The 26,561-nt window shown below is 42.3% G+C and carries 29 protein-coding genes; 20 read left to right on the forward strand and 9 right to left on the reverse strand.

Features of this window, described 5'->3' with window-relative positions; all coding sequences use genetic code 11:
- The 7 genes from B4G81_RS07310 to B4G81_RS07340 all read left to right on the forward strand — a co-directional run.
- Positions 1 to 607: replicative DNA helicase (locus tag B4G81_RS07310; protein WP_294081336.1), on the forward strand; the 607-nt coding region annotated here is incomplete at its 5' end.
- A 182-nt stretch (positions 608 to 789) separates the two neighbouring features.
- The gene (locus tag B4G81_RS07315) at positions 790 to 2,778 is read left to right on the forward strand and encodes a LysM peptidoglycan-binding domain-containing protein (RefSeq protein ID WP_294081337.1); all 1,989 of its coding nucleotides are present in this window, start codon (positions 790 to 792) and stop codon (positions 2,776 to 2,778) included.
- On the forward strand, positions 2,775 to 3,491 hold the full coding sequence (locus tag B4G81_RS07320) for a porin family protein (RefSeq protein WP_294081338.1): 717 nt from the start codon (positions 2,775 to 2,777) through the stop codon (positions 3,489 to 3,491). Before B4G81_RS07315 ends, B4G81_RS07320 begins: the two co-directional genes overlap by 4 nt.
- 173 nt (positions 3,492 to 3,664) lie before the next feature.
- Positions 3,665 to 4,015: an ArsR/SmtB family transcription factor gene (locus tag B4G81_RS07325; RefSeq protein ID WP_294081339.1), complete on the forward strand. Its 351-nt coding sequence runs from the start codon at positions 3,665 to 3,667 to the stop codon at positions 4,013 to 4,015.
- 57 nt (positions 4,016 to 4,072) lie between these two features.
- The gene (locus B4G81_RS07330; RefSeq protein ID WP_294081340.1) at positions 4,073 to 4,318 is read left to right on the forward strand and encodes a DUF6132 family protein; all 246 of its coding nucleotides are present in this window, start codon (positions 4,073 to 4,075) and stop codon (positions 4,316 to 4,318) included.
- Between the two features lie 12 nt (positions 4,319 to 4,330).
- Complete coding sequence (trxA, locus tag B4G81_RS07335) at positions 4,331 to 4,831, forward strand: thioredoxin (RefSeq protein ID WP_294081341.1); 501 nt, start codon at positions 4,331 to 4,333, stop codon at positions 4,829 to 4,831.
- Between the two features lie 150 nt (positions 4,832 to 4,981).
- Entirely contained in the window at positions 4,982 to 6,250 is a 1,269-nt protein-coding gene (locus tag B4G81_RS07340; RefSeq protein WP_294081342.1) for a peptidase U32 family protein, read from the forward strand.
- A gap of 26 nt (positions 6,251 to 6,276) precedes the next feature.
- Here the strand turns inward: B4G81_RS07340 and B4G81_RS07345 are convergent, their stop codons facing one another.
- The gene (locus tag B4G81_RS07345) at positions 6,277 to 6,873 is read right to left on the reverse strand and encodes a hypothetical protein (protein WP_294081343.1); all 597 of its coding nucleotides are present in this window, start codon (positions 6,871 to 6,873) and stop codon (positions 6,277 to 6,279) included.
- 20 nt (positions 6,874 to 6,893) lie between these two features.
- Positions 6,894 to 7,679, reverse strand: coding sequence for a hypothetical protein (locus B4G81_RS07350; RefSeq protein WP_294081344.1), 786 nt, complete (start codon positions 7,677 to 7,679; stop codon positions 6,894 to 6,896).
- A 246-nt stretch (positions 7,680 to 7,925) separates the two neighbouring features.
- On the opposite strand from B4G81_RS07350, the gene B4G81_RS07355 reads away from it, so the two are divergent.
- Positions 7,926 to 8,246, forward strand: a complete 321-nt coding sequence (locus tag B4G81_RS07355) for a hypothetical protein (RefSeq protein WP_294081345.1) — start codon at positions 7,926 to 7,928, stop codon at positions 8,244 to 8,246.
- Positions 8,247 to 8,295: 49 nt separating this feature from the next.
- Here B4G81_RS07355 and B4G81_RS07360 read toward each other — a convergent pair whose 3' ends face one another.
- Positions 8,296 to 8,817: a gamma carbonic anhydrase family protein gene (locus B4G81_RS07360; RefSeq protein WP_294081346.1), complete on the reverse strand. Its 522-nt coding sequence runs from the start codon at positions 8,815 to 8,817 to the stop codon at positions 8,296 to 8,298.
- 96 nt (positions 8,818 to 8,913) lie between these two features.
- Positions 8,914 to 10,704 carry an aminopeptidase P family protein gene (locus B4G81_RS07365; protein WP_294081347.1) on the reverse strand — a complete coding sequence of 597 codons (1,791 nt, stop codon included), beginning with the start codon at positions 10,702 to 10,704 and terminating at the stop codon, positions 8,914 to 8,916.
- Between the two features lie 40 nt (positions 10,705 to 10,744).
- On the opposite strand from B4G81_RS07365, the gene folB reads away from it, so the two are divergent.
- The 6 genes from folB to B4G81_RS07395 all read left to right on the forward strand — a co-directional run bounded on the left by folB (position 10,745) and on the right by B4G81_RS07395 (position 14,655).
- Entirely contained in the window at positions 10,745 to 11,098 is a 354-nt protein-coding gene (folB, locus tag B4G81_RS07370) for a dihydroneopterin aldolase (RefSeq protein ID WP_294081348.1), read from the forward strand.
- Between the two features lie 118 nt (positions 11,099 to 11,216).
- Positions 11,217 to 12,050 (forward strand): LPS export ABC transporter ATP-binding protein, encoded by an 834-nt coding sequence (lptB, locus tag B4G81_RS07375; RefSeq protein WP_414703180.1) that lies wholly within the window; start codon positions 11,217 to 11,219, stop codon positions 12,048 to 12,050.
- 5 nt (positions 12,051 to 12,055) lie between these two features.
- Complete coding sequence (gene ruvX / locus B4G81_RS07380) at positions 12,056 to 12,472, forward strand: Holliday junction resolvase RuvX (protein WP_294081349.1); 417 nt, start codon at positions 12,056 to 12,058, stop codon at positions 12,470 to 12,472.
- Between the two features lie 21 nt (positions 12,473 to 12,493).
- Positions 12,494 to 13,054 carry a peptide deformylase gene (gene def / locus B4G81_RS07385; protein WP_294081350.1) on the forward strand — a complete coding sequence of 187 codons (561 nt, stop codon included), beginning with the start codon at positions 12,494 to 12,496 and terminating at the stop codon, positions 13,052 to 13,054.
- Positions 13,055 to 13,249: 195 nt separating this feature from the next.
- Positions 13,250 to 13,651, forward strand: coding sequence for a hypothetical protein (locus B4G81_RS07390; RefSeq protein WP_294081351.1), 402 nt, complete (start codon positions 13,250 to 13,252; stop codon positions 13,649 to 13,651).
- Between the two features lie 29 nt (positions 13,652 to 13,680).
- Positions 13,681 to 14,655, forward strand: a complete 975-nt coding sequence (locus B4G81_RS07395; RefSeq protein WP_294081352.1) for a hypothetical protein — start codon at positions 13,681 to 13,683, stop codon at positions 14,653 to 14,655.
- Positions 14,656 to 14,700: 45 nt separating this feature from the next.
- On the opposite strand, the gene B4G81_RS07400 is transcribed toward B4G81_RS07395, so the two are convergent.
- Positions 14,701 to 15,441, reverse strand: a complete 741-nt coding sequence (locus B4G81_RS07400) for an RDD family protein (protein ID WP_294081353.1) — start codon at positions 15,439 to 15,441, stop codon at positions 14,701 to 14,703.
- Positions 15,442 to 15,464: 23 nt separating this feature from the next.
- On the opposite strand from B4G81_RS07400, the gene B4G81_RS07405 reads away from it, so the two are divergent.
- The 6 genes from B4G81_RS07405 to B4G81_RS07430 all read left to right on the forward strand — a co-directional run bounded on the left by B4G81_RS07405 (position 15,465) and on the right by B4G81_RS07430 (position 21,995).
- Entirely contained in the window at positions 15,465 to 16,463 is a 999-nt protein-coding gene (locus B4G81_RS07405) for a stage II sporulation protein M (protein WP_294081354.1), read from the forward strand.
- Between the two features lie 19 nt (positions 16,464 to 16,482).
- A complete protein-coding gene (locus B4G81_RS07410; protein ID WP_294081355.1) occupies positions 16,483 to 17,403 on the forward strand; it encodes a hypothetical protein in 921 nt (306 codons plus the stop codon).
- On the forward strand, positions 17,393 to 18,250 hold the full coding sequence (locus tag B4G81_RS07415) for a DUF4129 domain-containing protein (RefSeq protein WP_294081356.1): 858 nt from the start codon (positions 17,393 to 17,395) through the stop codon (positions 18,248 to 18,250). The genes B4G81_RS07410 and B4G81_RS07415 overlap by 11 nt, the downstream gene beginning before the upstream one ends.
- Positions 18,243 to 19,469, forward strand: coding sequence for a DUF4350 domain-containing protein (locus tag B4G81_RS07420; RefSeq protein ID WP_294081357.1), 1,227 nt, complete (start codon positions 18,243 to 18,245; stop codon positions 19,467 to 19,469). The genes B4G81_RS07415 and B4G81_RS07420 overlap by 8 nt, the downstream gene beginning before the upstream one ends.
- A gap of 88 nt (positions 19,470 to 19,557) precedes the next feature.
- Entirely contained in the window at positions 19,558 to 20,556 is a 999-nt protein-coding gene (locus B4G81_RS07425; RefSeq protein WP_294081358.1) for an AAA family ATPase, read from the forward strand.
- A 107-nt stretch (positions 20,557 to 20,663) separates the two neighbouring features.
- Entirely contained in the window at positions 20,664 to 21,995 is a 1,332-nt protein-coding gene (locus tag B4G81_RS07430; RefSeq protein WP_294081359.1) for a DUF58 domain-containing protein, read from the forward strand.
- Positions 21,996 to 22,001: 6 nt separating this feature from the next.
- Here the strand turns inward: B4G81_RS07430 and B4G81_RS07435 are convergent, their stop codons facing one another.
- The 4 genes from B4G81_RS07435 to zwf form a co-directional block, all read right to left on the reverse strand.
- A complete protein-coding gene (locus B4G81_RS07435; protein ID WP_294081360.1) occupies positions 22,002 to 22,430 on the reverse strand; it encodes a hypothetical protein in 429 nt (142 codons plus the stop codon).
- 93 nt (positions 22,431 to 22,523) lie between these two features.
- A complete protein-coding gene (locus B4G81_RS07440; protein ID WP_294081361.1) occupies positions 22,524 to 23,255 on the reverse strand; it encodes a C10 family peptidase in 732 nt (243 codons plus the stop codon).
- An 849-nt stretch (positions 23,256 to 24,104) separates the two neighbouring features.
- Positions 24,105 to 24,845 (reverse strand): 6-phosphogluconolactonase, encoded by a 741-nt coding sequence (gene pgl / locus B4G81_RS07445; RefSeq protein WP_294081362.1) that lies wholly within the window; start codon positions 24,843 to 24,845, stop codon positions 24,105 to 24,107.
- A gap of 61 nt (positions 24,846 to 24,906) precedes the next feature.
- Positions 24,907 to 26,439, reverse strand: coding sequence for a glucose-6-phosphate dehydrogenase (zwf, locus tag B4G81_RS07450; protein ID WP_294081363.1), 1,533 nt, complete (start codon positions 26,437 to 26,439; stop codon positions 24,907 to 24,909).
- Positions 26,440 to 26,561: the final 122 nt, after the last annotated feature.

Genomic DNA, 26,561 nt, shown 5'->3' on the forward strand with positions numbered 1-26,561 from the left:
CAGTTTGTCGGTATTTGAGTTGCGGACCAAAGCGCGTCGTTTGGTTCGCGAACATGGTGTGCAAATATTGATTATCGACTACTTGCAGTTAATGAATGCGAGTGGTATGAGTTTTGGTAGTCGTGAGCAGGAGGTGAGCATGATCTCCCGTTCATTGAAGGGATTGGCCAAAGAGTTGAATATTCCCATCATCGCACTGTCGCAGTTGAACCGCGGTGTGGAGAACCGCCAGGGAGTGGAAGGTAAAAGACCACAGTTGGCCGACCTACGTGAATCCGGAGCCATAGAGCAGGATGCCGATATTGTCTGTTTCATTCACCGTCCCGAATATTACCGGATCACTGAAGATGAACGGGGTAACTCTCTGGTGGGTATTGCAGAGATTATTGTGGCGAAACATCGTAATGGACCTACCGGTATCGCCAGTATGCGGTTCGATAATGAATATGCCCGTTTCCAGAATCTTGACGACTATGCGGTGGGGAGGAATTATGTGGAGCGCCCTTCAAGGATGAACGTCCATTCCAAGCCGGCCGAGTCACCGGCGGATTCCTCTTTTCCCTCATCCGGCCTTGTTCCTCAGGGAAATGACCCATTGCCATTTTAGGATAATCCAAATAATATTTCTATTTTTGTGCGTTAAACGTTCAATTTCATTGGGTGTTTTCTTGCTATGGCATAGTATAAGCAAGTTTATCCTTTGCTCATTTGGCTTAACGAAAACATTCAATTACATAAGTTGTATAAGAACCCCATGTTAATGGGGTAGATATAGATAATATTCTTATTATGAGTAAAATATATGCGGTTCTCCTTCTCTTGTGCGTAACTCTTTTTTCTCTTCCGGCGCAGGATTTGAACTATCAGACTGTAGTGGTGGATGGACAGACCTATTACGAATATACCGTTCAGTCCGGAGAAGGACTCTATGCCGTATCTCGTATTTTCTCGGTTTCCGTAGCCGATATCTTGCGCCATAACCCCGGTGCGGAGAGAGGCTTATTGAATGGTCAAAAATTATTGATCCCGGTTAGCGGACAGAACAAGAGAAAGACGGCATCGTTGTCGCGGACTGATGTCTCCCGGGCTTCCCCGTCTCCGGTACTTGACCAGAATACTACCTTCCCGCATACTGTGGCTATAGGGGAAACCGTATTCAGCATATCTAGGATGTATCATACGACTGTAGATGAAATATACCGGCTTAATCCCGGAGCGAGGGAGAAAATCAGTGAAGGACAGGTACTGGTCATTCCTCAACGTCGGGTTATCAGTAAAGAGAAAGAAGAGAACTATCGCTTTCATACAATACTTCCGAAAGAAACTCTATATTCCGTATCAAGGACCTACTCGTTGAAACCGGAAGACGTGATGCGGGCAAATCCCGGATTATCAGTAGAAACTTTCCGGATAGGGAAAACCATTCGTATACCATTCTTTGAGTCGTATGAGGTGGTACTGCCCTATGAACAGCAGACCACTAATATCCTTCATAAAGTGCGGCAAGGCGAGACTCTTTACAGTATAGCCAAGCAATATAATGTGGAAGTGCAGGATATTGAACATTTGAATGCCATACTGTTGGGAGGATTAAAGACCGATATGGAAATATTAATTCCTGTAAAGAAAAGTGTAGTGGAAGGAGATTCCGGACCGGGAGCCAATGAAGCAAACCGATTGCTTAGCCGGTCATTTTCTTCAGAGAAAGTCAATGTAATGAAAGTGGGACTGCTACTCCCGTTTTTGGATGAGACAAAAGGGTCACACCTGCGTCTTCAGGAATATTATGAGGGATTCTTGCTGGCAGTAGAAAAAATGAAAAATCAAGGAGCCAGTATAGAGTTATTTGTTTTTGAGATTGGTAAGGGAGATGATACCCGGAAATTGAGTAGTTTGCTGGGTACATTGGAAATGCAATCCCTTAACCTTATTATTGGAGGAGTAAGTGACGCCCAGATCAAGTTGCTTTCTGATTTTTCGATCTCTCATGATATAAAATATGTGGTTCCCTTTTCGCAGACCAACGCAGAGGTGCTGAACAATGGAAATATATTCCAGGTGAACCCGATGAAGGAGATGACTTATACGAAAGCTTCTTCGGTTTTCGTACAGACGTTTCGCAATGAGAATATCATTTTCGTACAGGGCGGCAGCAACGATAAGAATGATTTTGTTTCTTTGCTGCAAAACGACCTTCGAAAGAATAACGTCAGGTATGAGAATTTGAATACAGCTACAACACTGAGTACTGCCGTTCTTCCCCTGTTAAGCCGAAATAAAGAAAATCTTATTGTTCCCGTCAGTGGAGATTCTGGCTTTCTCCGCCAGATAATCGATGAATTGAAGAAAGTCCAGGAGTCCGATTCCAGTTTGATTATCACCCTCTTTGGATATCCCGATTGGCAGACATATACCAGTCTAAAAAATGATTACGCCTTGTTTGGTACTTATATATTTGCTCCTTTCTTTGTGAATGACCAGGATAACAATGTGGAGGATTTTAAAACCAACTTCCGTAAATGGTATGGCAGAGACCTATTGGACACTTATCCCAGTTATGGGATGTGGGGATACGATACCGGATTGTTTTTCCTGACAGCCCTCCAGAGGTATGGTAATCATTTCGAGCATAGTATTGAACAGGTGAAGGTGAATTCACTCCAGTTCCCGTTCCATTTTGTAAGACCCAATAATTGGGGGGGATTTATTAATTCCGGTTTGTATTTCATAAATTGGGGTGCAAATGATAGGATTATTAAAACTGATAAAAGCCGATGAAATCCTTTTTATCTTTTATAGTCGTCTGTGTGTCTTTCTATTTGAGTACTTTTCCTATTCAGGCTCAGAGAGAAGTATTCAATGGTGAACTATATCTGGGCGCGGGCGCGGGCGCTACTTTTTCTAAAGTAGATTTTGTTCCCAAAGTGTCGACCGCATTCAAACAGGGAATCTATGGAGGCATAGCCGCAAAGTATATTTCGGAAAGGCATCTTGGACTCTTAATGGAACTCAATTTAGTTCAACGGGGATGGGAAGAGGATTTTGATACTTCGTCGGGTTTTTCTTATAACAGGACACTCAATTATATCGAAATCCCGTTTTTAATGCATGTCTACTTTGGCGAAAAGACAAAATTTATTTTCAATGCCGGTCCAAAAATATCATTCCTTGTGGGAGATAATGAAGTAATGAGTCAGTCTTTGTCTGATTATATGGATCAACAGAGAGCCGATTATCCGGATATGAAAATCGGAATGCAGTATCAAGGAATGAGCGACCCTAAAAAGATGGAATATGGACTGGTTGCCGGGTTAGGAATGGCATTTAAAACCGGAATTGGTGATTTTAATCTTGAAGGACGCTATTATTTCGGATTGGGAGATATTTTTCCGGCCCGTAGTCAGCAAAACGAGGATGATACAGCGTATTTTTCCAGATCGGCATTCCGCATGATTGAAGTAAAACTAACCTATTATGTTCGCATATTTTGATGTGATAATGAGGCTGATGTGGTTGATTTAGATTGAAAGGCTGGTAATTGGCAATTTCTTCCACTGTAATCGCCTTCAAATTTTGTATAACTGAAAAAGTATTGTACTTTTGTTGAACAAAAATAGATGAATATATGTTCATGTATTTGTTTGTTTTGTTCAGTATGATGGATATGCAAAAAGAAATAGGATTGGAAAAGAATAAGATTGACCGTTCTCAATTTGAAGAGGCGGCATATATTCTGAGGGCACTTGCCAATGAAACTCGTTTATGTGTGGTTATGCAGCTTTCTCAGGTCGGTGAAAAGTCTGTAACTGAATTGATGGAGCAGATGGATTGTGAACAGTCTTTACTATCGCATCATCTCACCGATATGAGGGCAAAGGGAATCCTCCGTTGCCGCAAAAGCGGGAAGAATAGTTTTTATTCGCTGACTAATAAGCGATTCTCGAACGTGTTGAAATGTATTATAAGTTGCACGGGAAAGGATGATTTGCTGATCCCGACAAGTCGGGACGAGTAGTGAGATTTGCTGATGGTAAGAATTTTTTTAAGTAAGAGGGTAATAGATAATAATTATATGAAATATTTTTTTAAGAAATACTGGTTGAGGATAGTGGGAATATTGGTCGGATCGTTAGGCGGCTACCTGTATTATTACTATGTGGGATGTGTGAGTGGAACCTGTCCTATTACATCTCGCCCTCATACAATGATAATTTACGGCGGACTGATTGGTTATTTCATTTTTGAACTCTTTTCGGGAGGTAACAAGCCGAAGAAAGTAGAAGGGTTATCGGATAAAAGTATCAAAAAGAGTAATTAATATTATAAAGCAATGAAAAATAATTTTTTAGTGATGGTAATGGTCCTGATGTTCATAGTGGCTTCATGTGGTAATACTAATAGGAAAGCCGCTTCAAATAATGGGGACGAAAATACAACAAAAACAGAAAATAATATGACAACATCAACAAAAACAATCCAATTAACGAGGGCCGATTTTTTGAAAAAGGTGGCCAATTTGGAAGCGAATCCAGACCAATGGATTTATCTGGGAGACAAACCCTGTATCATCGATTTTTATGCCGATTGGTGTGGCCCTTGCAAGATGATTGCACCTATCCTTGAAGAACTAGCCAATGAGTATGAGGATGAAATTTATATCTATAAAGTGGATACCGAGGCAGAGCAACAATTGGCTGCCGAGTTTGGTATCCGGAGTATACCCTCTTTGCTTTTTGTGCCGATGGGTGAAGCTCCTCAGATGGCTCAGGGAGCACTCCCGAAAGATGCTTTCAAGCAAGCTATAGAGGAGGTACTGCTGAAAAAAAACTGATTTTCAATTGTAACGGGTTTTATTCTCATTGAATCCAATTCAATAGTAGGAAAAGTCAACGGATGTGCTTATAAAGGTGTATCCGTTTTTTATTGTACATCTTTGGCTTATTTTTTTTGTAACTTTGCACTTCCAAATTACAGCTCAGGAATGAAATCTATTCAGGATTATGAAATAATGGCGCCGGCAGGATCTTATGAATCGCTGACGGCGGCTATCCAGGGTGGTGCGGATTCCATATACTTCGGTATCGAGGGATTGAATATGCGTGCCAAATCATCCAATAACTTCACTATTGCCGATTTGCATAATATTGTGGCTATCTGTCGTGATCACAATATAAAAAGCTATCTTACGGTCAATACCATTATTTACGACAACGATCTGGTGTTGATGCGAAAGGTGGTGGATGCGGCTAAGGAGGCGAACCTCTCTGCTGTTATCGCAGCTGATGTGGCGGTATTGATGTATGCCCGTAGTATTGGTGTGGAAGTGCATTTATCTACTCAATTGAATATTACCAATACCGAATCGCTGAAGTTTTATGCGCAGTTCGCTGACGTAGTGGTGCTGGCACGGGAATTGAATATGGAGCAGGTAGCATCTATTTACCGGGATATCGTCGGCCAGCAGATCAAAGGGCCGTCGGGTGAATTGATCCGTATCGAGATGTTTTGCCATGGTGCCCTGTGCATGGCGGTTTCGGGGAAGTGTTACCTGAGCCTGCATGAAAAGGATCTCTCTGCCAACAGGGGTGCGTGCAACCAGATCTGCCGCCGGGGGTATATAGTGAAGGACAAGACCAGCGAGATAGAGTTGGAGGTCGACAATGAATATATCATGTCGCCCAAGGATCTGAAGACCATCCATTTCATGAATAAGATGATGGATGCCGGCGTACGGGTATTCAAGATCGAAGGACGCGCAAGAGGACCGGAATATGTACGGGTGGTGACATCCTGTTATAAGGAGGCAGTAGAGGCGTATTGCAATGATACCTATGCCGAAGAGAAGATTAACGACTGGAATGAACGTCTCTCCACCGTGTTCAACCGCGGATTCTGGGATGGTTACTATCTGGGGCAGCGGCTGGGTGAATGGACACATCGTTATGGGTCTGGGGCCACCAAACGAAAAGTGTACGTTGGGAAAGCCATTAAACATTTCGGAAAGCTTGGTGTAACCGAATTTCTTGTGGAAACCCAGTCGGTAAAACCGGGGGATGAGCTGTTAATTACCGGTCCTACCACCGGAGCCGTTTTTCTCACAGCCGACGATATCAGGGTAGATCTTGTCACTGTATCCGAAGCAGTAAAAGGAGACTATTTTTCTATCAGGACCGATAAAAAAATCCGCCCGAACGACCAACTCTATAAGATGGTAGCTGCCAACCGGCACGGGATAGCGCATGAGAGATAGGAAAGTAGGGCCCTTGAGAGACAGCCTCAATCTGTCTGCAAGTAATAAAAATTTTCATTGCCGAAACGCAGATCGAACCGGCCATTGGAAAATGTGACCGGTGTATTATCTACAGTAGCCTTAAATGAAAATGTGCCGGATAAGATCACACTATCCAGTTCTTTGTCTACATAAAGATTCTGTACCCGTTTGACAGTGAATACTCCCTCCAGTATTTTTAACTCCCTTGGACGTTCCCAGGAGAGGAGGGAGACTGCGCATTCCGGTCCCGTCAAATTGAATTTTTTACCATTCAAGGAGATCAATTCGATGAATGTGGCAGGTGTATATTCCGGGAGAGATACTACCAAGGTATGAGCCACTTCCCCCGTGTTACCGGAGAGGTAGATATGACAGGAATCATTTTGCACTACTATTTTTGAAGGATCGTGGCGCATTTGAGTGGTAAACGGTGATAGTCCCCAATAGACGCCGAAACTGTTGTATCCTTTTTCCGAATAGATGGGAAGTCCGGGATTTTCGAGGTCTTCAATAAATATTGAGTTGGAAATACGATAATCAAAATCGCGGGAACATCCGGTCGTGATGACAAATATGATGATAAAAAGATTGAGATATTTCATGATTGGAACTTTTATGGATTTTATTTCCTGGGAAAAAAATCGACCGGAGTTGTTACCAGGAACTGTACACCTCCGTAGGATTGGTTCGTAAGCAGGGAAAAATTGTTTTTTGTAAAATAAACCGGAGGAAATACCCCTTCAATGGCAAGTCGTGTCCCGTGCTTTAAAATCAAGCGTAGTCCGATGCTACCATAGGCATAAGAGAAAAAATCAGAGGGTGCCTTTCCGGCTGTGGAAAGAATATCGTTTTTGTATTTTTCCATCTCTTTCGAAATAAAATCGAGTCCGGTATTCTCGTATACCTTTACTCCAGCCTGCACCCCTCCTTTCACATAGGTCTGCCAGTTACTAAGACGTCCCCATAATAGTATATCCGCTTCCAGAGGAATACCCACATAGCCCAGGGATTCACTCATTCCGTGCACACGGAAAAGTTCCACTCCTTGTGTCGACGGGTGGAACAGGTAAAGTTGAGAATTCATGGATGGGGAGATTCGTTCCTTGATCAGGGTATATCTCAATCCCGAGGAGAGCGTGACACGATTGTCCCATATGGAAAGTTCCGATTTTAAGCCTGTATAACGCGCATCGCCTCTGCCTGTCACATTTTCATTTCCTGAAAAACTATCGTGAGTGGGATGATTCTTTTTGGTTTGACGAAATTCCCACCGGTCATCGATTTTGCCCTCCAGTTCGAAAATGCCATATTCAACGCCGATACGGAAACGGGATGATTGTTGTTGCGCTTCTATAGCTAAAGCAGAACAAAGAAAGGCACAAAATGACAGCAATAATAATTTTTTCATATTAGAATGTCTGTTTTATCTTAAGCTCATATTTGTTTGAAGTATGGAAATATGTTTGTATAACATAAGATGCAGAAAGCGGATAAACGTTGCGCAAGGATGGTTAATAAATATTAATTAAAGAATTGTGCAATAATCTGTCTTTATAAGGACTGCCGCTCTGTGTCTGGCTGCCACGATGTTGTTTGCCGGTTGTTCCAGTATACTACCTTGATCCAATCTGAACCCAGTGGGGCAAAAGTATATATGAATGGAGAATATAAGGGGGTTACACCTCTCTCTTATTCTGATACAAAAATTGTGGGAAGTGTGACCTATCTTACGTTGGAAAAAGAGGGATATCAGCCCTTTCAGACTTTCTTGTCAAGAAATGAAAGTGCGGACGTGGGAGCCATTATCGGGGGTGTTTTTGTTTTGGTCCCTTTCCTTTGGACAATGAAGTATAATCCTGTGCATACGTATGAATTACGCCCCATCGCCAATACTTCCCTGACTGGATCCACCCAGCCGGGTATATTGACAGATACTGACGGCAACGAGTCTATTTCCTACGTATTGCAAGATTAATCCGCCGCCAATCTCTTTATCTGCAACCGGCTATTAGGAGGCACCGCCATCATTCCTGTTCCTTGAACCAGCTTGCATACATTAAATAGTTGTTCGCAATCTTTTGATTCATTTCCTTGGATTGTTCCGGATCGACCTTCTTTACAAATCTGGCCGGTACCCCGGCGTAGATACTGCCGGGTTCCACCTGCGTGCCACTTAATACCACCGAGCCGGCGGCGATGATGGCGCCTTCGCCTACCACAGCATGGTCGAGCACGATTGCTCCCATCCCAATGAGCGCCCCGTCTTTCACTTCAGCGCCATGGATGACAGCATTATGGCCGACGGATACATCATTGCCAATGATCGATACCGATTTCTGATACAATGTATGGATGACTGTACCATCCTGTACATTTACCCTGTCTCCGATACGGATTGAATTTACATCACCGCGCAACACAGCGTTAAACCAGATGCTGCAATCACGGCCAATGACTACATCTCCAATGATGGTGGCATTGTCTGCCAAATAAGTGCTTTCGTCGATTCTTGGAGTGAAACCTCGAACTGATTTTATAAGGGGCATGATGTATTAATATGACTAATGAGACTAATATGACCAATAATTGTAATGAACGGTTGTTCAATTGGCACATAGGCATATTGATAGATTGGCATACTGTTAAATCGCTTTTGTCTTTCGTTTCAGCCAGGCTTTTTCCTCTTCGGTGAGATATTTTTTCAGCTTTTTAAATACCATTTTATGGTAGTTGTTGAGCCATTTAATCTCATCTTTAGTCAGGAGTTTTTTCTCTATTGGTTTGGTGTCGATGGGACAAAGCGTGATGGTTTCAAAATTATAGAAAGTGCCGAACTCTTTGGTTTTTTTATATTCTTGTGTGACAATCAGATTCTCAATACGGATTCCATATTGACCTGCACGGTATATTCCCGGCTCATCGGAAGTGACCATTCCCGGTCTGAGTTGGGTTGGATTTTCTTCTGTACGGAAATTTTGAGGTCCTTCGTGGACGTTAAGGAAATGTCCGATGCCATGCCCGGTACCGTGACCGTAGTTGAGTTCGTTATTCCACAGGAATTTTCTGGCAAGTATGTCGAGCTGCGAGCCTCGTGTCCCTTCGGGATAAATGGCGGTGGCAAGGGCGATATGACCTTTCAACACCAATGTATAATCTTTTTTCATCTGTCGACTCAACTTCCCGACTGCTACCGTACGGGTAATATCGGTGGTGCCATCCTTAAACTGGGCGCCTGAGTCTATCAGCAGCAATCCCTCGGGATGTACTTGTTGGCTGGTCTGGGGCGTGGCGTGATAATGTACAACCGCACCGTTGCCAGTATATCCTGCAATGGTGGCGAAACTTTCACCCACAAAGAGATCTTGCTGGGAACGATATTCATACAGCTTTTCTTCTACTGTTATCTCTTCCACTTCTCCTGCGGGTACTGCTTTCTCTAACCACATAAAGAATTTTACAAGCGCTACCCCATCTTTGATCATGGCATTCCGGAATCCTTTCAATTCTGTTTCGTTTTTGATGCTTTTCATCAGGTCTACCGGTGAGGGTATATCTATGATTGCACAAGAAGCGGGAATAGTCTGCAGCAATTTGTAATTAATTTTATTGCCGGTGATGCATACTGTACTGTTTGCCGGGACTCTGGAGATATATTCAAAGATATCATTGTAACCGGTAATCTTGATTCCCTGTTTTTTATATGAACCGGCTACTTCATCGGTCAGCTTGTCGGGGTCAATAAATAATACCGTTTCTTTTTCCGAGACGTAGGCATAGGCCAAAGCGACAGGATTATAATCTACATCGTTACCGCGGAGGTTAAAAGTCCATGCTACCGCATCGAGAGTGACGATGATCAATCCATCCGCATTCGCTTTCTTCAATTCGGCATTGATACGGGCAATCTTACTTTTTACCGATTCACCGGATACGTTCTCCGGTAATGTAAAGACTTTGTTTTTGGGGATTTCGGGACGATTGTCCCATATGACAGAAAATGGATCCAGCGAAGTCTCCAACCGAATTCCGTTTGTCTCGAGTTTGGCTTTTAGCGCTTTTGCATCAGCAGCAGCATATACCAACCCGTCGATTCCTACTGTTCCGCCTTTACCGGCCTGTGCAACAACCCAATCAATCATGTCGGGCGTGTCGGATTGTCCCATTTTAAATAACTCGAATCCGGTATCTTTCAATTGATCAGCCGCCTGCAGGAAATAACGCGAATCGGTCCATACGCCTGCTTCTTTTTTTGATACCACAGCGGTTCCGGCAGAACCGGTGAAGCCACTGATCCATTTCCTGGATTCCCAATGTTTGGGAGGGTATTCACTTAAATGGGCATCGGTACTGGGAACAATGAACACATCCAGCTTTTTTTCTTCCATAAATTGTCTTATGGCTGAAAGTCTTTGAGGAATTTCGCTTGTTTTCATTATATTTGTATTTAGATCAACAAATATAGTGAAATGTTCTATGAAAATCTCCATCGAATTAAAAAATATGCATTTTTTTGCTTACCATGGCGTATTGGAGCATGAAACAATTCAAGGAAATAATTTTTCTGTGACATTACGTTTTTCTGCCGATTTATCGGAGGCGTGTACCAGTGATGATGTGGTGGACACCGTCAACTATGCGGAAGTGTATGAACTGGTGAAAGAGGAGATGTCGATACCATCGAAGTTAATCGAAAATGCGGCATACCGTATTTTACGGAAAGTAAAAGAGGCGTTTCCGCAAATCAACCTGATTGAAGTGGCGTTGTCAAAAATGAATCCTCCTGTATCCGGACAGATGGAACAGTCTACAGTAATTATTTCAGAATGAAAATAGAAGCTGCTGTTAACTCACAACTTTTTATAAATTAGGATACGCCTCGAAAATGCTCAAACAGATTTGGCAATTCTCACGGCTTTCACTATATTTGCGAAAATATTTCGAGTGAATGGACGAAACGAAAGATGGCATGGCATCCGGCATTGAGATCGAAGGGGTTGATACGCTACCGCAGGATAGTGTGTCACAAGAGAAATCGCTGACGTTGCGTACCGAAAATCTGGTGAAGAGGTATGGCAAACGTACAGTTGTGAATCATGTCTCCATTGATGTGAAACAGGGAGAAATTGTGGGCTTGCTTGGTCCCAACGGTGCCGGGAAGACTACTACCTTTTATATGACGGTAGGCTTGATCGTACCAAACGAAGGAGAAATATTTATCGGTGAACGGAACATTACCCGTTATCCGGTTTATAAACGTGCCCAGAACGGAATTGGTTACTTGGCCCAGGAAGCATCTATCTTCCGGAAGATGACGGTAGAAGATAATATCAAATCGGTATTGGAATTTACTGATAAGTCACCGAAAGAACAAAAGGAAAAACTGGAAAGCCTGATCAACGAGTTCGGGTTGGGAAAGGTTAGGAAGAATACGGGTGATCGTCTTTCGGGTGGAGAACGCCGCCGTGCTGAAATTGCCCGCTGTCTGGCTATCGACCCGAAATTCATTATGCTCGATGAGCCGTTCGCGGGAATCGACCCGATTGCGGTGCAGGATATCCAGTCGATTGTGGCTCAGTTGAAATACCGGAATATCGGTATTCTTATTACCGACCATAATGTGGACGAAACATTGAGTATCACCGACAGGGCATACCTGCTCTTCGAGGGAAAAGTGCTCTTCCAGGGAACCGCGGAGGAACTGGCGGATAATCCTGTGGTAAGGGAAAAATATCTGGGGCGCGATTTTGAATTGCGCAGACGTACATTCGATGTTCATTGAAACTTATGGGGCGGCTTCTTTCTATCGATTATGGGAAAAAACGTACCGGAATAGCCGTGAGCGATCCGCTGCAGATTATCGCCAATGGCCTTACGACAGTGGAAACATCCCGGATTTTTGATTTCTTGGATGAGTATCTCCAAAAAGAAGAGGTATCTTCTATTGTGGTAGGATTACCCAAACAGATGAACAATGAGCCTTCGGAGAACATGAAACGGATAGAGCCTTTCGTGAACCGATTGAAAAAATTATACCCGCAAATTCCAGTGGAATATTGGGATGAGCGGTTTTCATCCAAAATGGCCCAGCAGACAATGAGGAATGCCGGACTGAAAAAAAAGGATCGTCAAAACAAAGAACTGGTTGACGAAATCAGTGCGGCCATTATCCTTCAGGGGTATATGGAGAGGAGATTGATGTGATGATTAGATGATTTAATGATTATGATATTACCCATATATATTTACGGACACCCGGTTTTAAGGAAAGTGGCACAGGATATTGATCCGGAGACCTATCCTAACTTGAAGGAGTTAATCGATAATATGTTCGAAACCATGTATAATGCCGACGGGATTGGACTTGCCGGTCCACAGGTGGGCTTGGAGGACCGTATCTTTGTGGTGGATCTCTCCCCGCTGGAGGATGAGGAACACCCTGAGTTCAAGGACTTCAAAAAAGCTTTTATCAATGCGCATATCATTGAACGGGGTGGGGAATTGGACGCTGTTGAAGAGGGATGCCTGAGTATCCCCGGTATCCATGAGAAAGTGCCCAGGGAAGAGGAAATCCGTATCCAATATCTGGATGAGAACCTGCAACCGCACGATGAGGTGTTCTCCGGCTTTAGGGCGCGCGTCATCCAACACGAATACGACCATATAGACGGTATCCTGTTTGTCGATAAAATTTCACCACTCCGTAAGAGAATGGTGAAAGGTAAACTGGCTAATATGGAAAAAGGAAAAGTGGCCTGCGAGTATAGGATAAGGACGGTGAGATAGTTTTGGGGACGATTGCTTATGTTGATTTTTTATTTAATCAGAGAAAAATATTAATATTACGTCTGTTTTTGTATATGCTTGATACTTAGTTCTTTGTTTAGTGGTAATATTGCCTTTTATTTTTTGATTATACCTTTTACATCCTTTACTTTGCACTGTGAAAAGCCTATTGTTTTAAAATTAAATTTTAATTGTATGAAAACAAAAACATTCTTTTTTGCATTGCTATTGATTGTAGCTACTAGTACTTTAAGTGCTCAGAACATACAAGGTACATGGAAATCTCTGGATAGCTCGGGGCGTTCTACCCCTGAAGGTTATACCGTCCTAAAGCATATCACATCCACTCATTTCATCTGGACGATGTTTGATAAAGAGGGGAATATCATCTCTGGCGCATCGGGAATCTATACACTCAAAGATGGTGTCTATACCGAAAAAATTTTATATGCGTTGCCGGGAATGACAAGCTGGAAGGGGAAAAGTGCTACCTACGAAGTGAAGGTAGAGGGAAAGAAAATGTGGATTTCAGGATATCTTGAATTTGACCAAAACCGGAAAGTTCAGAATGAGGAGAATTGGGAAATAGTTGAATAGTTTGATTTTGAAAAACAGACGATTTCAATATGAGAGTCCTGCATATTGTATATTTTTTTTTAGCCTCTGCTCATCTTTGTTTAGGGAGTATGCATGATGATCATCCTCCCGGAACAAAATTGGTTACGGCCAAGAGTGACTTTCTTCAAGATTCTCTTTATCTGCGTAAAGGAAAAGACTGTATAGAGAGATTGGATTATGATTCAGCGCGTGTTTATTTGCTTCAAAGTGCTAATTCTACCGATATACCGGTAAGGATCGAATCCTATTTATACCTGAATTTCATAGAGATCCGGCTTGAAAACTATGATATTGCTCTCAATTATTTGGAATTATACCATAAAAATGCTATGCTTCTTTTTCAGCGATCCATAGAAATTGAGGATTCAGTTCGTAATCAGAAAGATAATATTGATAATATATTTTCTTCGATAAGACGTCAAAATAAAGTCAGGCTTTTCTTTGTGATACTTTCAAGTCTCATTTTGCTGATTGTCATTGTTTTCCTGTTTTATATAAGTCAAAAGAGAGTCTCTGTTTATTCAACAAGAAAGAAAAAGGAATTGGAGAAATTAAATTCAACCATTCAAACAAAGAAGAAGTTACATAAATCGCTCGCCTATAATAGCTATCTTCTGCAGGCGGAGATATTTAAACAAATCCCTATTTACACGGAAATCAAAGAATTGGAGTGTCAGGATAGGAGTAAAAATGTAAGAGTGTTAACTTATGAGAAACAAGATCACCTGCAACGCGAACTTGATATTCATTTTGCAAATTTTCAAAGAGATTTGTGTACTATTCATGCCAAACTCACTCAAAATGACCTTAAATTATGTTGTCTTTCTCTCTTACCGTTGAATTCTTTTGCCAAAGCTTTGTGTTTTGGATCGACGGAAGTGAATGTTATCAAACAACGTAAATATTATATCAAGAAGAAAATGACTGAAGATTCTGACAATATTTTACTCTTTGACTTTATATTCTCGGCACGAAAAGAATAGGGATGGCATTGATATGGTTGTCTTTAAATTGAATTCTGAGCAGCTTTATTCTCCGGTATAATAATTGTAATCCTCGATTACTTTTGCGATGAAATTTCTCCTTGTGGAAAATTGGTTTTTACTACGGATCACCTCTTCTATTTTAATGGTGAGTTTATCCATCAATGCTTCATCCCTGCTCTGAATAGCGATGACGGCATTTTCTTTGATGATGCGCATGTCGTTATCGTTAAATCGTAACATCTGTGCCCGGGTGAAATGGGGTTGATAGTCCCCATTTATTTCTGCTAAAATGGTGTGGGTCAAATTATATTTCGATTTCTCGGAGACCACAGCCGTGCCTGCCGCCAAGTCGCCTAAACGCTGCGTGTGCTTGCTGAGCAGCATCGACCCCGCACCCGCTATAAATCCTAAATCAATATCGACGAGCCTGAATATCCACCGTGTAAAATAGTCAGTAAAGGATGCCTGGTAACCGTCTATCTTCACTACACGAGTTTTGACCAGCATCTTTCCCAAGGTTCGTCCTTCCATCAAGCTTTCACTGATCAGCGAGTAAAATGCTACGGGAGAATAGATTACCAAAATGACTGCATTCCGGTTCCACATTTCCATATTGATAATTACATCCAAGGCACCCAGGTATTTCAAGAGATAATACAGGCTGATGGCGTAGGACACTTTTATGATCATGTCGATGAGATAGCCCAGCATCCGTTCGCCTATTGATGCGGTATTGAAAAAAAGTGGTACATTTTGTGTGGTTGTTATGTATAACTTTGACATTTTATACTAATTTAGCGAGCGATATGAAAGAAGTCGCCTTTATCAGACAAAATAAAAGCAAGTGGCTGGAGTTTGAGCAGTCGTTGGCCTCCAATCAGTCCCGTAACCCGGACGAGATGGCGAACCTCTATATCCACCTGCTGAATGATCTCTCTTTTGCGCAGACTTATTACCCAAAAAGCAAGACAACGGACTATCTCAATTTTCTGGTCACGCAAATATACCGCAAAATTTACAAAACAAAGCGTTTAGAAAAGAACAGATTCCGGAAATTTTTCACAACCGATGTGCCGCTGTTGATGTACAAGCATCGAAAAACGATGTGGTTCGCCTTTGTGATGTTTTTGTTTTTTGTTGTTTTAGGAGCGGTCTCAGCGAAATATGACGATACGTTTGTGCGCTTGATCCTAGGCGACGGTTACGTGAACATGACGTTGGAAAATATTGAGAAAGGCGACCCGATGGCGGTATATAAATCGGGCGGACGTATGGGGTCTTTTATAGGGATCACGGTAAATAACGTGAATGTGGCATTGCGGGCTTTTATTTTTGGCATACTCGCCGGAATTCCCACTTTTTATATTGCCATGACAAACGGTATCATGGTCGGTTCGTTTCAATACTTCTTCTATGAACAGGGTGTTTTTGCTGAGAGCCTACAGGGCATTTGGCTGCACGGGGCAATGGAGATTTTCAGCATCATCGTGGCTACTGCCTCCGGATTTATTCTGGCGGCGTCGGTACTTTTTCCCGGCACTTATTCCCGTTTCAACTCCTTCAGGATGGGATTCAGGGAAAGCCTTTATATCATATTGAGTACCCTCCCGTTCTTCGTTGCCGCAGGATTTATTGAGGGGTTTGTGACCAGACTTTCCAATACAATGCCCCTTTCATTGAATCTGATCATTATCTTGGGCTCTTTCGCTTTTATTTTCTTCTATTATATGGTTTATCCGTTTATCCTTTCCCGAAAAATGGGGAAAAGAAGAGAATTGTCCCACTATATACAATCAATCATCTAATTTATATCGCATGTTTCAGTTGTATAAACAAAGAGATTTTAGCGCGTATATCAGCGATACTATCGCCTTTTTCAAAATCTACTGGAAAAATTTTTTCGGAAATTATATTGTCATCACCGGCGGTATCCTTGCACTGCTCAGTCTGTTTTATTTCTTTCTCTTCCGCGATCTTTTTACCGCTTTGTTCAATACGTCCAATCGCGGCATCGGTTATGATATAGGTTATTATTTCACAGATAACCCTTTGCTGTTTATGTCCCTACTGGTTGTGGCGATAGTGCTGACTATCTTCTTTTCCATTCTTTCCACAGCCTATCCTGTTGTTTATCTGAAGATGACTGAGGAGACGGATAGGGCCGATTTTTCCGCCTCTGAAATTTTTGAGCGAATAAAAAAATTCTTCCCTAAAATCATTCGTTTCGCCTTGTTTTCACTTATTACGTTCTTGCCGCTCATTACCGTGGCGACTGTCCTGGCGAGCGTGCTGGTTATATTGGTGGTGGGTGTTTTTGTTCTGATTTTGCTCATGCCGGCTGTCTCAGTCTGGATTATGCAGACGTTCTATGCCTATCTGCTCAACGATATATCTTTTACCGATGCGATGCGGCAGGGCTGGAAAATCCTCTTCTCAAAGAAATTCTGGCATATCATCGGGTCGGCAGCGGTTATTTATATCTTATTGAACATTGCCCAGAGCGTCGTCACCCTGATTCCTTATATGATCATCTTCTTTTCGGTATTGTCATCCGGAAATGGAGCGTTGAGCGCAAGTTTAGGTGTGTATATGTCGGTTTTGTATATTGTCGCACTTATATTGTCGTATATCATGTCGAATATCCTGATGGTAAACCAGGGGATGGTATATTACAGCACGCTGGAACAGGTGAACCATACACAGGCATTATCGGAAATTGATTTAATAGGACAGAATGTGGAATAAACGAGTGATTATCCTTTTTGTTATCGGGATTACCTCCTGTCTTGGAGCTTTTCCGCAGGATAGCGTTGTGTCTGTTCCCCATGCCCCCGACGAGATAATCGACGATACATTGCACGTTGTTCCGGATGCCAAAACCGTTTATCCGAATAACTTGTCGCAACTTCAGCGTGACAGCATTATCGATGTGATCCCTAAAGATAGTTCGTCTATCACCTCTTTGCGGCATTTCGACGGAGATCTTGTCGGGAAATATGCGTCGGACAAGGAGCTGAATTACGAAAGGAATGTCAACAAGAGTCTCTTGCAACGACTGAAAGAGATGATCGGGTCATGGCTCGACAGGTTGCTTGGAAAGCCGGATTCCTCAAGAATTAATAATCTGTCTGATATCATTTTGGATATACTGCTGGTGCTGGTTTTTCTGGTGGCGGTCTATATTCTTGTGCGGCTGTTTATGAATCACCGTGGGCGTTGGTTTTTTGAAAAGAAAAACGAATCTGTGGCTGTCAACCTCTCGAATGTAGAACAGCATATCCACGAAGCTGATTTCAGTGCGCTTCTCAAAGAAGCGGAACAGATCGGAGATGCGCGTCAGTCGGTCCGTCTGCTCTACTTATGGCTGTTGAAGACATTGGCAGACGACAATGTGATCGTGTGGAATCCCGACAAGACAAACGTCGATTATCTTGTCGAAATAAAGGATAAGGCATTGCAGGACGAATTCAGGTATCTCTCCTACCTCTACAATTACATCTGGTATGGTGAGTTTTCGCTGAACGATTCGGAATATAGGAGCACCCGTGAAACGTTTCTCCGTCACATAAAAATAAATCCGGACAATGAGTAGGGCATTAAAAATATATCTGATCCTGTTTGCAGTCCTTATTGCCGTAATGATTGCGATAGACCTGTCGCGGGAAAAACCGCTGGACTGGTCCCCGACTTATTACTTGGACGGAAAGAAGCCGCTGGATTTATATGTGATGGACCGTGAGATCGACCATCTGTTCAATGGCAGCGTCGTCCGCTACGATAAAAATCCGTTTGAATATTTTCAGCCACAGGATAGCCTGGACGTGAAAAAGGAAACCTATCTATTCATCCGGGAATATGCATATATAGACGATGCGTTGGTAAACAAAATGCTCCATGCCGTAAGGCAAGGCAGTACCCTTTTTATTGCGTCCGACGGATTCACGCCCTATCTGACCGACACGCTGCGTACCTCTTGTGAATATGCCTCTCTCCAGAACTCGGTTGGTTTCACCGCTAAGCCCGGAGAGAGAGACTCTTTGCGTCTCTCCTTTTCGAAAGAAGAATGGAGTGGGGAGGAGTATTCCTATTCTCCAGTCTTCGGGCAGTATGTGTTTTTGGAGGCCGACACAGCTTCGGCAACGGCGTTGGGATATATGGAATTTCAGGATGAGACGAAGTACATCAATTTTATGGAGTTCAGCTTTGGAGAAGGTAAAATCATTTTGCATAACCAACCGGTTATTTTCTCCAACTTTTCGTTGCTTTCGAATGAAGCATTACAGGAGTACGCAGAAAGAGTGCTGAGCTATTTGCCGGACCAGCCGGTTGTCTGGTTCGTACAGTCGCAGCAGCATAGCTCAAACAGCGGAAATACCCCACTGAACGTTGTATTTGAATATCCGGCATTGAGGATGACTTGGCTGGTCTTCCTTTATGGACTGATCGTGTTCATGGTTTTTACAGCCAAACGCAAACAACGGGTAGTTCCCATCATCAAACCACTGCAGAACACCACCGTAGAATTTGCACAGACCATTGGCAATCTCTATTTTCAGGAAGGCGATATTTCTGATATTACACAGGAGAAGATTATTTATTTTATGGATAGGGTACGCAGAACCTACCATATAGATACGCAGTTGGAAGGGGAGGAACTGGCCAATCGGGTTTGTCTGAAATCGGGAAAAGATCCCGGACTGGTCAAAGAAATTTTCTTTTTGATCAAGCAGATAAGACGGCGGGGTGAATGTGACAAAGAGCAACTGGTACAATTGAGTACGCTAATAGATCAGTTTTGGAACGAGGACTAATGGGACTAATGTGCCAATGTGATCAATCACTTCACCCCTTAGGCAGCTTTCATTCTCAATTAAATAAGTCTTTAAAAATGAATAAAATATGGAATCGAACGAAAAGGTAGAAGAGAATATCCGGTTTGAATCGAGGATCGATTTGAGTGGATTACAGCACAAAATGGATGCCGTAAGGGCGGAGCTGCAAAAAGTGATTGTGGGGCAGGATAAATTAATTGATTATCTGTTGGTGGCACTCTTGGCTAACGGGCATGTGCTGTTGGAAGGCGTACCGGGTATTGCCAAAACGCTTGCCGTAAAATTGTTGGCCAAAGCGGTGGATACTTCTTTCAGCAGGATACAGTTCACCCCTGATTTAATGCCTTCCGATATCCTGGGAACATCGGTCTTTGATATGAAAACGTCCGATTTCCAATTCCGTAAAGGCCCTGTTTTTGCCAATCTTATCCTGGTGGATGAAGTGAACCGGGCACCGGCAAAGACACAGGCAGCCATGTTTGAAGTCATGGAGGAACGACAAGTGACACTCGATGGCACTACCTACCGGATGGAGGACCCATTTATTGTGATTGCTACGCAGAATCCTATCGAGCAGGAGGGGACTTACCGCTTGCCGGAAGCGCAGCTGGACCGTTTCCTCTTCAAGATCGTTATCGATTATCCCAATGTCGCGGAGGAGTTTGAGATCATCCGTAGGGAGCATGAAACAAAGGGTTTTAACAAGACTGAAAATATCAATAGTGTGGTGGCCGGTTCAGATATTGTAAAGTATCAACTACTTGTGCGTGAAGTGGTGGTAGAAAGCCACTTGATGGCTTATATCGCTAATATAGTGCAGCAAACGCGCCGGACGCCGTTCCTCTACTTGGGCGCTTCTCCGCGTGCCTCGATCGCAGTCCTGAACGCAGCTAAGGGAATGGCGGCCCTTCATGGCCGTGATTTTGTGACACCGGAAGATATCAAGGAAATGGCTATTCCGGTATTGCGCCACCGCATGATTGTATCCCCTGAAAAGGAGATGGAAGGACTCAAAGCTGAACAAATCATCTCGGAAATAATTTCCCATATAGAAGTTCCGCGATAGTAAGAATATTTTCCCCTCATGTTTCTGATAAAACAAACAGAATTGTGCCATACGGAAATATGATTAAGATATCTTGTATCTTGATTTTTGTCTCTATATTTAATTCTATGCAAATATTGAAATCATTATACATAAACCAACTGTTTTATTGGTGGCTGCTGGGTATGGCAGTGTGCTCCTTCGTTTCTTTCTTCGTGGGTTGGTTATATCCTGTGGCGGTGGGGTTGTTAATTGTTTTATTATTATTTCTCACGGTAGATATATTTGTGTTGTATTCAGGAAAGGATGGTATTTCGGCATCACGGGTTTTGCCGGAAATGCTCTCGAATGGTGATGAGAATTATATCCGGATAAAGGTCGCGAGCAACTATCGCATCCCCGTCCGTTTGCGTATCATCGATGAAATTCCTGCTCAATATCAGAAACGGGATTTCCTCATAGAGAGCCGTATAGAATCGTTCTCCGAAGAAGACTATACGTACTCGTTGCGTCCTGTACAGCGCGGAGAATACCAGTTCGGGAAACTCAATATATTTGTGCTTTCACCGCTCCGGCTGGTGATGAGGCGGTTTGTCTTTTCGGATAATGCGGCCGTGGCAGCCTATCCTTCCTTCATCCAGATGAAGAAATATGACCTGATTGCTTTTTCCCATAACCCTTTTGAGTATGGATTAAAGAAAATCCGCCGGATCGGCCATACCATGGAGTTCGAGCAGATCAAGGAGTATGTGCAGGGTGATGACATACGTACCATCAACTGGAAGGCGACTTCCAAAAAAGCACAATTGATGGTGAACCAATACCAGGAAGAAAAATCGCAACCGGTTTATCTCCTTATCGACAAGGGACGAAGCATGCAAATGCCTTTCAACGGGATGAGCCTGTTGGATTATGCCGTCAATTCTACATTGGCGCTCAGCAACATCGCTATCAGAAAACAGGATAAGGCGGGCGTGCTTACTTTTTCGAAGAAAGTGGAAGACCGTGTTCCTGCCAATCGGCAAGCGGGACAGATGCAAAAGATCATGAATGCATTGTACCGCATAGAAACCAACTTCCTGGAGAGTGATTTCAACCGGTTGTATGTAGAAATCAAACAAATCATTACACAACGAAGCCTGTTGATCCTTTATACCAATTTTGAAACGACCGATGCGTTGCAACGGCAACTCCCTTTCCTGAAAGCCATATCCAAAAATCATCTGCTCATAGTGGTATTTTTTAAAAATACAGAACTGAACCGGCTGATTGATAAAAAAGCGGAAAACCTGAACGATGTGTACGATAAGATTATTGCCGAAAAATTTGCTTTTGAGAAACGGTTGATTGTGCGTGAACTAACGCGGCACGGTATTCAATGTGTGCTCTCTTCTCCCGAAAGCCTCACGATCGACAGTATCAATAAATACCTGGAAATAAAAGCGAGGGGAATGATTTGACCTGTCTTATTTTTTAGTGAAAACAAGTTCGTCATATTCCTTATTGGAGATAAGCTTATCATTGAGATAAAGCGCTTTCTGCACTTTGGGATTACAGTTGCTTCCTGTGATGTAACAATCAAATGCAACCTTGTCACTTGTCCCATCCTCCCAATGTATCGTGAATTCTTCTCTTTTATGTTCATCGGTGGGACTGAACTCTCCAAAACCTAACAGTAAACTGCGCGGATTTTCTTCATCTTCAGGGTAATGCCTTAAGGATAAGGGTTCTGGCATAGTCGCACGAGTTTCAATTGGTTGGATTTCCACTATGTCATAAGTTTTATCTTTATAAGTAATCCACACGCCTCCATCCAGTAAGTTGTTTTCTGTTTCGGGGTCAAGGAGATTTTCTCCTGATTCATTGACTACCGAAATAAAAAACTCGTAGTTCATAAAATCCCAGATTGTGTCTTTACAATTATCTTTACAAGAAAGAATTGTGAAAAAAGATAATACAATAAATAGATGTTTCGTTTTCATAATGTGCTATTTGTTTATATTATATACCATGGCTTTATCTTTATAATATCCCTTCCCTCCTTTGGGATTCAAATTTTCGAGAATAAACCAACCATCGTTAGAGCCTCCCCATCCCCAATTCATGTGAAATCTTATAGTGGTATATGTACACATATTAGTTGAGATATATCCATCGCAAACCCAAGCATGGCCTACGGTATCAGAAAATCCTGATAAAATTACAGGTTTTCCCCCTGATATATTAGATTGCATAGTAGTAAGATTTATATTGCTTGAATAAGTTGCTGAGCTATAGTTGTAATTCGTCTTTAATAAATTAGGAATATCTTTTGTCTTTGCACCAGAGCCCGCACAATCATAATTCATCCCTATTTTTTGTCCAATATCGACTATAAGACGAGCGGATTCCGTTGTTCCAACTGTCAAATCCATTGCATTCCAATCAAATTCGTCAGGATAATTGTGATGATACATAACTTGAGCAATTGCAATAGCAACGCAGCCGGCAGGAGCCTCGTCATTGCCACAGGAAAGAGGAACTTGATCGTTAAATGCTCCGTCCTGGTTCCACTCTGTCTCTAGTAAAGGTCTAATTGGCGATGCCAATGGTTCAATTTCTCCTGAGCGCACTGCATCTACCATTTCTTTCGTATCATTCATCCATTGAATTACACACAAAGGCATGTCGTCGGTTTCTTCAAAATTTCCATCTGGCGAAAAAGCTAATACAATAGGCAAGGAACTTGTCTTTCAAATGTCTCACAATGCAAAAGTATAAGAATAGGGGCATTAGAAATCTATTTTTTAATTTAAATAAAATGAAATGATGTTGTTTTGTGTGATTAGATGGGGCTTTTGTGAAAATCCACGATGCTATGGGGAAATTTCTATTGGTAATTCAAGCTTTACTACTAAACAATAGAAGCTTCTTTATCTATGAGAAGTATAGGCGTTTTTATTCAGGAGTCAGAGGAAATCTTCCGGATTCGGTTGTTCGAGAGTCCTTGAGATGTTTGAAAGAGGGGAAGAGAATTATAAGAACGATATTGAGCGACGAGCAGTATGCCGGGAATAAAGCGAAAATCCCTTGTGTTAAGCGTATAAAGACGGCAAGAGTAATGGAGTGCTTGGCCTCAAATCATCATGTTTGCGAATTATTTTTCCGTTTTTACGGATAATTTCAATTAGGATGTTGGTGTCAAGTAGTATGCGGGCCAAGCAGTGGAACGTTTTTCTTCAACAGAAGGAAAAGATGTGTCCAATGCAATGTCCTCCCAAAATACTTTATCTTTCAAATCTTCGGGTAACGAACCTAATGGTTTTCTTTTTTCTGCCTCCTTTACAATGATTTCTACCTTTTTCCCACTAATCATTCGGGAATGTTGATTGTCAGGCGCTTCCTTTTGGGATAATAATTTCTTGTATCTTAACGCAAAAATTTCGGGATCAAATACAACTCAAAGATAATAAATATAACTGAATATGAAGTCTTAAGTTCATATTTTTTAGAGAAACCTTTCATCTAAAGAATAACAACGGAGTTAAAGCTACCTGTTGCTAATATATAAGCACTTTACACTTATAGGATCAGTCTGGTGAAGTAGGCTGGGAGAGGAGTTTGGCTGCTTCACCATCCAGAAACCAGTGGAGATTTTCCGATTCCGGTTGTACCAGCGCAGCCGGATATTTTTTCTTGGCCGTATCCGGTTGTTCAATGATTTCTTTCACTTTATCCGCCTTGTTTTCTCCTGTTACGAGAAAAAATACATTTTTTGCCGCATTGATTACTTCTCCGGAGAGGCTCACCCGTTTCTGTCCGCTCACGGGATGAGTGGCTGTCACACAATTGTCAGGGTAATTCCAGAGATTTATTTCGTGAGGGAAGATGGATGCAGTATGTCCGTCGTCTCCCATGCCTAACATCAAGATGTCGAAAGAAGGCATACCATTCATCGTTTCTAATTCCCGGTTAAGCAATTCGCCATACCTTCCGGCTTCCGTTGCGGGATCATTTTCTCCCAGAATGCGGAATATATTTTCTTCGGGTACTGGCACAAAATCAAAGAGATGCTCTTTGGTCATCTTGTAATTGCTTTCATCGTCGGATGGCGGCACACAGCGTTCATCACCCCAGAAAAATTTGACTTTTTCCCAGTTTATTTCGTTTTCAGGTAGTTGCGCCCAATAATCAAATAATGATTTTGGAGTAGAGCCGCCCGAAAGGGCAATCGTCACCACGTCTTTTTTTTTGTTGGATACCATTTCCTTTACCTTTTCGGTAAATGCACGGTTCAACTCATCCTTTGTATTGAAAACTTGTATATCCATCTTTTTCAATTACCTATTACCCAATTACAGATCATCTGATCATTCATTTTCCATTGTTCCATCACAACTCACAATAAATCCCATCTTCCGCCAGATTTTTGCATGGGTAGCGCCAGGTATTTTCTTTCCCTTCTATTAGGGCATCCGCCACGTCCGGTCCCCAGGAACCGGCGGGATAACCATGGAGTGGTACCTCCTCAGCGTCATTTGTCCAATAATCGAGGATAGGCTGTACGAATTTCCATGTTACTTCTGCTGCTGCACCCTGCATAAAGAGCATATTATCGCCTCCCATACAGTCGAGTATCAATCTTTCATAAGCACCGGGTATGTAGTGGTCGTTTAATTCCGAATAATGAAAATCCATGTTGACCGATTTCACCTCATAACCGTTCCCCGGCACCTTCATTCCGGTCTTCAGCAAGATTCCTTCATCAGGTTGGATACGTAGAATCAGTTGATTATCTGAATGGACCGTTCCCTCGGCCGATTTAAACAGCCTTTGAGGTGATGGATGGAAATGTATGACTACCTCCGATACTTGTGTGGGGAGCCTTTTCCCGGTGCGTATATAAAAGGGAACGCCTTCCCATCGCCAGTTATCGATAAAGACTTTCATTGCGGCATAGGTCTCTGTGCGGGAGTCTGTTTTTACGTTTGTCTCTTCACGATACCCTTTATAATGTTTTCCCCGTACGGTTGCTTCGGTATATTGTCCACGAATCACATTTTTTTTCAAGTCGGTTTTATTTAGGGGACGCAATGAGCGGAATACCTTCATCTTTTCATATCGGATTTCTTCCGGCGTTATTTTGTTAGGTGGTTCCATGGCCACTATCGACAATACTTGGAGCAGGTGATTCTGAATCATATCCCGCAAGGCCCCCGATTCATCATAATACCTGCCGCGATCTTCTACTCCCACGCTCTCTGCTGCTGTAATTTCGACATGTTGAATATAATTGCGATTCCATAGCGGTTCGTAAATACCATTTGCAAAACGTGTCACTAGCATGTTCTGAACCGTTTCCTTACCCAGATAATGATCTATCCGGTAAATCTGGTCTTCATGGAAAAATTCCAGCAGTTGCTTATTCAATTCAATAGCTGATGAGAGATCGTGCCCGAAAGGTTTTTCAATGATAATTCTACGAAAGCCTTTTTGCTGCAATGTGAGCCCCTGCCCATATAAAAATTTAGGAATAATAGGGTATAAGTAGGGCGGAGTAGAGAGGTAAAAAATATAATTATGTTCCAAGTTGAATTGCCTATTCAGTTCGCTCAGTTTCTTTTTTACCTGTATATACTCTTCTCCTTTTGCTGTATCAATACTCAAATAAAAGAGTAAAGAAAGGAAACTATTGATTTTCTTTTCATCTGTATTCTTAGAATGGGCAAATTGTCGGATACCCTCTTTCATTTTTTTGCGGAACTGTTTATTGGTGAATTCGGTTCGGCTCACTCCTAGAATAGCATATCCTTCCGGCAGGGAACCATTCATAAACAGGTCGAATACGGCGGGGATTAGTTTGCGATATGTGAGATCTCCCGATGCGCCAAAAATTACCAGCGCCTGATTGGTCGTTTTCTTCATTTTATAATAGGGTTTCGATGATATCAAAATAACAATTATGGGTCTAAAAAGTTGATCGTATACGTTTCATTTCATTTTGGCCGGATTATATAGAGTGTCAAATAGATATAATGATTACCTGT

It is taken from the genome of Proteiniphilum sp. UBA5384 (genome assembly GCF_002410825.1).
GTDB lineage: Bacteria > Bacteroidota > Bacteroidia > Bacteroidales > Dysgonomonadaceae > Proteiniphilum.